Source organism: Pseudoduganella sp. RAF53_2 (assembly GCF_052113985.1).
Lineage (GTDB): Bacteria > Pseudomonadota > Gammaproteobacteria > Burkholderiales > Burkholderiaceae_D > Rugamonas.
The window spans coordinates 1-4,879 of record NZ_JBFRDW010000690.1; the positions used below are offsets into that span (position 1 = coordinate 1).

Here is a 4,879-nt window from a genome sequence, read left to right on the forward strand (position 1 = left end):
GCGCTGGCTCCTGCTGCTCCATCCAGGCCCGCAGCAGCAAGGCGAACAGCGCGGCGGCCAGCTGGCTCAGTACCGCGGTGGCGCCGGGGCGTTCGGATTCCGCCTCGGATTGCAGCACATCCATCAGCGCCCGCAGATTGCGCTGCTCGGCGGTCCGCACCACCATCACGGGCGGCAGGCTGCGCAGCAGCGGTTCCGCGTCCGGGCCAAAGCGAAACTCGCCGCACAGTACGTCCGCCGGCTCACCTTGCCCGCCATTCTCGACCAGCCGCAAGGGATGATCGCCCAGCCGTACCTCGCCCTGTGTCGCCCCGGACAGCTGTCCGCCATAAATCCGATGCGCCTCGCCGCGCGGGAATACCACGATATCGCCCTCCGCCAGCGGCACATCGTCCCGGCCCGCAACCTGAAGCGAGGCTTGGCCCTTGGTCAGCAAATGGTATGGCGCCGTCCCCGCCGCCATGGCCGGATGTTCCAGCACCCAGGGCGCGCCGAAATGGCAGCGCACGTCCAGCGCCGTCTGCGGCGGGTAGAGGGACAGAATTTTGCTGAGAGCATCCATGAGACGATTGGGCAAGTTATTGAAGATTTAAGTCATTCTAAGTCGCATTGGCGAAGCCTACAATTCCTCCATCGAAACTTACTTCTCAAAGGAGAACAACATGTCCCGCCTCTTCAACCAAGCCATCGAACAAGCCACCGGCGAYGCAGCGCAACTGTTTGCAGGCATCAAAAAAGCCGTCGGCAAAGTCCCTAATGCCTACGCCGTCATTGGGAACAACAGCCCGCTGGCCCTGCAAGCCATGCTGACCCTGGAAGCATCCCTCGGCAAAAGCAGCTTGGCCGCCAAAGACCGCGAAATCATCAAACTGGCCGTCAGCCAAACCGCTGGCTGTGACTACTGCCTGGCCGCCCATACGATGATGGGCAAAAAAGCCGGCCTGGGCTCCGACGAAATCCTGGCCGCACGCCATGGCCAGTCCTCCGGCGACGCAAAGGCCGACGCACTCTCGACCTTCGTTCATACCCTGACCACCACCAGCGGCACCCTGTCCGCCGCTGCCGTGGACGCGGTAAAAGCCGTCGGCTACACCGACCAGCAAATCGTGGACATTCTGCTGACCATGTCCAGCATTAACTTCACCAACCTGTTCAACCGCGTGAACGACACAGAAGTGGACTTCCCTGCCGCTCCGTAATCACTTCACCGCCTTGCGGCACTCGGGCACATGGGCATTGAACTGGTCCATGAAGCCCGGATGCCGCGCCAGAAATTGCTTATTGAAAAAGGCGTGCTGCGGCGTGTTCCGCAAGGGCACGATACGGAATGCCTTCGGATCGAGTTTCAGCTCCCGCACCGCCTCTTCCAGCGCCAGATCGGAGCCGAGAATCGCATCGGCCCTACCCGCTGCAAATGCCTGCAGCAGCGCCCTGTCGGTCTGCGGACTCAGCACAACCTTGTAGTTCTCCTGCTCCAGCATCTTCAGCCGGATCGATCCAAAATGCGCCCCCACCGTGGCGCGCTGGCGGAACTCCGCACTCAGCGGGTCGAGCGTGCTGCCTGCGCGCAGATACCAAACCCAGCGCTGCGCCGCGATCGGCGCGCTTTCCGTGGTCCAGCGCGCCCGCTCCGACAGATACGTCCCCGGAAAAAAGCCGTCGATTTCGCCCCGCTCCGCCAGCGCCAGCACGCGCGCCCAGGGCATGGCCTGCATCGTGTAGGGCTGCTCCATCTTGCGCAGCGCACATTCCACAACGCGCACCGCAATGCCGTCGAAGCTGCCATCGGGACGCACAATCGCATACGGCGGCCGTTCCTGAGTTCCGAGGCGAAGCGGCTCAGCCGCATGTAATGGCAGAGTGATCAACAATGCTGTAATAGCTAGCAATTTAGACATTTCCCCAGCTTAGCCCACTTGCCTGGCTCCAGGTCTTTGTAGTGCTCGAAGAAGTGCTGGATCTGCTGCAGACGCAGGTCTTGCAGGTCTTCCGGCTTCTGCCAGTGCTTGTAGATTGGCAGCACTTTGTCGACCGGCACGGCCAGCACTTTGGCGTCCTGACCGGACTCGTCGGTCATCTTCAGCACGCCGATGGCGCGGCAACGCACCACCACGCCGGGGATCAGCGGGAACGGGGTGATGACCAGCACGTCCACCGGATCGCCGTCGTCGGACAGGGTGTTCGGCACATAGCCGTAGTTGCACGGATAGTGCATGGCGGTGCCCATAAAGCGGTCCACGAAGATGGCGCCGGATTCCTTGTCCACTTCGTACTTGATCGGGTCCGCGTTCATCGGGATCTCGATAATCACGTTGAAATCGTTCGGCACATCGCGGCCGGCCGGTACTTTATTCAGGCTCATTTTTTTCCTCGGGTTAATGCGAATTCAGTCAGTAGAACCTTGCAATTATAGCGCCGCGCGCGCCGCTTGTGCGGCGCAGCACGTCACAGGATGGTCGCAAGCGCGCACTGACGATAGTGATTGGCGGCTTCTTCTGGCTGGGACAGGGCTTCGTGCAACTGGGCCAGTTTGAGGTGGGACTCGCGCACCATGCGCGGTTCGGTGGCGTCGGACAGGGCTTGTTCCAGGTAGCGCTGGGCCTTGCCCCACAGTTTCTGCTTCAGGCACAGCGAGCCCAAAGTGAGCGCCAGTTCAGCGTCGGTCGGACGGTCGCRCAGCCAGGCTTCGCAATGTTCGATCTGGGCCAGCAGCGCGGCGGAACCAACCGGCGCGGCCGCGTCACGGTAGGCGCGCACCACGCGGTCGTCCCAGTTCGCGGCCAGGGCTTCTTCGCACACCAGACGCGCTTCGTCGTGCAGCCCACGCTCGTTCRGGGCGGTGGCTGCGCGGCAGGCCACGTATGGCTTCACGCGGTCGGCAGTCGGAATCGTCGCCCACACGCGCTGGATCGACTCGGCATCGTGYATGCTGCTCGCCAGCAGATCGTCATATGCCAGCTCGCGCAGGCGGGCGGACAGTGCCGGGTGCAGGGCTTTGTGCTTGTCCAGCAGCCGCACCAGACGCAGCACTTCCGGCCAGTTCTTGGCCTGCTGGTGCGCCTTCAGCGACAGCTGCAGCGCATGGATATGGCGCTGGCCATTTTCATGCAGCTCGCGCACGGCCTCCAGTGCCGCCTCGGCCTGGTGGTCATCGACCAGCAGTTCGGTGGACGTCATCAGACGCGCAGTCTTCATGCCATTGTCGTTGGCGATGCGGTTCAGCCATTGATCGCGGCGCGCATTCTGACGCATGCGGTGCGCGGCGCGGGCGCCGATCAGCGCGGCCACACCGGCATTTTCAGGCAGTTCGGCGGCACGCAGCGCGGCCTTCTCGGCCTGGCCGAAACGGCCTTCGAACAGGGCTTTCAGCGCATCGCGCAGACCCTTGTTGCCATCGCGTTCGCGCTTGCGCTGGCGGTACTCGGCCACGCGCTGCGGCATGCTGGTGGTAGCGGCAAAAGCGCGCACCAGGAAGTACAGCAACACGAACAGCAGCACTTCCAGCAGTACGAAGAAGTTCAGCGACAGGTCGACACGGTACGGCGGATAAAACAGAACCACATTGCCCGGATTGAAGCGGGCCGTCACGGCGATGCCGATGGCCGCGGCCATCAGGGCGACTAACCAGAGGAATAAGCGCATGGTTTAAGGCTTCGCTTTGTAATTGCGCACGGCGTTCAGGGAATCCGCCAGCGTCGGCATTTCGATCGACAGATTGCTGCCCTGGACCTGGCGCAGCAGCTGCTGCACGGTCTGGGTCTGCTTGGCGCGGGTGTCGAAATACTTGGCCAGAGCTTCCTGCGCCGCCAGCAGGTCGGCGCGGAAGGCGCCTTCATTGCGGGACAGCAGGGCCATACGCGCGTTCAGCAGGCGCAGCTTCAGGTTCTCGCGCAGGAAGTAGGCATGGGTCGGCGACAGCATCAGCGCATCCGGCGAGTCCACCGTGCGCACGCGGATCAGCTGCGTGACTTCGGACCACATATCGGTGCTCCACTCATGCCAGGCGCTCTGCAGGCGCACGCCCCAGGTGTCTTCCGGCGGCGTGACAACCGTTTCCTTGGCCGTGGCGCCCTTGCCTTTCACGGCAGCGGGCTTGATTTTCTTTTCCGGGACAGCCGGGGTGGCGGGCTTTTCGTCGGCCAGCAGCGGCAGATTGTCGATCTGCGCGATCACGTTATCGAGGCGCACGGCCAGGCCCACGTTGTCCACGCTCGGCAGCGCCTTCAGGCGTTCGATGTCCTTGGCGATGGCGCGGCGGATGGTGATGAATTGCGGCTTGTCGGAACGGGACAGGCTGCGGTCCGCGTTCTGCAGTGCGATCAGCGCACCCGGCACATTACCGGCCAGCTGCAACTGCTGGCTGGCGGTGGACAGCACCTGTTCGATCTCCGCCAGCGCCCATTCGTCGCGATTCTTGGACAGGTCCTGGTACAGCTGTTCCAGCGCCAGTTGCTGGCTCTGGGCTTCCTGCTGGCGGCTTTCCAGCAGGCCTACCTTGATTTGCAGTTCCTTGCTCGACTCCTGCGTTGCGCGCACCAGCTGTCCCGTCTCCGCATTGGACGCGTCGCCCTTCTGCAGGCGGCGCGCCATCTCTTCGCGCAGCAGGGTCACGCGCTTGTGCGAAGACCAGGTCTCGGCAGCCAACAGGATGCCGAGCACGATCACCGCAATGGTCAGCGGACGCTGGATCATTTCGGAGAGTGTCGGTTCCCGTAGCGTCGGCGCAGCGGGCGCCGCCGGTGCGGCTGGAGTGGGTTCCACCGTGGGGCCATTCTGCGGGCCCGACTGATTTGGCAAGGTAGGTAAATCGTTCATGGTCGTGATTGTAACGCGGCGAGCAGGCCTTCGTCGCCAGATGCTGTCTGAGTCACCCTATGAC

At 63.2% G+C, this 4,879-nt stretch carries 6 protein-coding genes; 1 reads left to right on the forward strand and 5 read right to left on the reverse strand.

The features are described from left to right. Positions 1–562, reverse strand: a 562-nt coding sequence (locus AB4Z11_RS27830) for a cupin domain-containing protein (RefSeq protein ID WP_442029079.1), incomplete at its 3' end; no start/stop codon positions are given. Between the two features lie 100 nt (positions 563–662). On the opposite strand from AB4Z11_RS27830, the gene AB4Z11_RS27835 reads away from it, so the two are divergent. After that, complete coding sequence (locus AB4Z11_RS27835) at positions 663–1,199, forward strand: carboxymuconolactone decarboxylase family protein (protein WP_442029080.1); 537 nt, start codon at positions 663–665, stop codon at positions 1,197–1,199. Here the strand turns inward: AB4Z11_RS27835 and AB4Z11_RS27840 are convergent, their stop codons facing one another. The 4 genes from AB4Z11_RS27840 to AB4Z11_RS27855 form a co-directional block, all read right to left on the reverse strand. Beyond that, positions 1,200–1,868, reverse strand: a complete 669-nt coding sequence (locus AB4Z11_RS27840; RefSeq protein WP_442029081.1) for a substrate-binding periplasmic protein — start codon at positions 1,866–1,868, stop codon at positions 1,200–1,202. A 14-nt stretch (positions 1,869–1,882) separates the two neighbouring features. Further along, positions 1,883–2,362 carry an inorganic diphosphatase gene (gene ppa, locus AB4Z11_RS27845; protein WP_442029082.1) on the reverse strand — a complete coding sequence of 160 codons (480 nt, stop codon included), beginning with the start codon at positions 2,360–2,362 and terminating at the stop codon, positions 1,883–1,885. A gap of 83 nt (positions 2,363–2,445) precedes the next feature. After that, positions 2,446–3,642 (reverse strand): heme biosynthesis protein HemY, encoded by a 1,197-nt coding sequence (locus AB4Z11_RS27850; protein ID WP_442029083.1) that lies wholly within the window; start codon positions 3,640–3,642, stop codon positions 2,446–2,448. Positions 3,643–3,645: 3 nt separating this feature from the next. After that, a complete protein-coding gene (locus AB4Z11_RS27855; RefSeq protein WP_442029084.1) occupies positions 3,646–4,815 on the reverse strand; it encodes a uroporphyrinogen-III C-methyltransferase in 1,170 nt (389 codons plus the stop codon). Positions 4,816–4,879 lie beyond the last annotated feature (64 nt).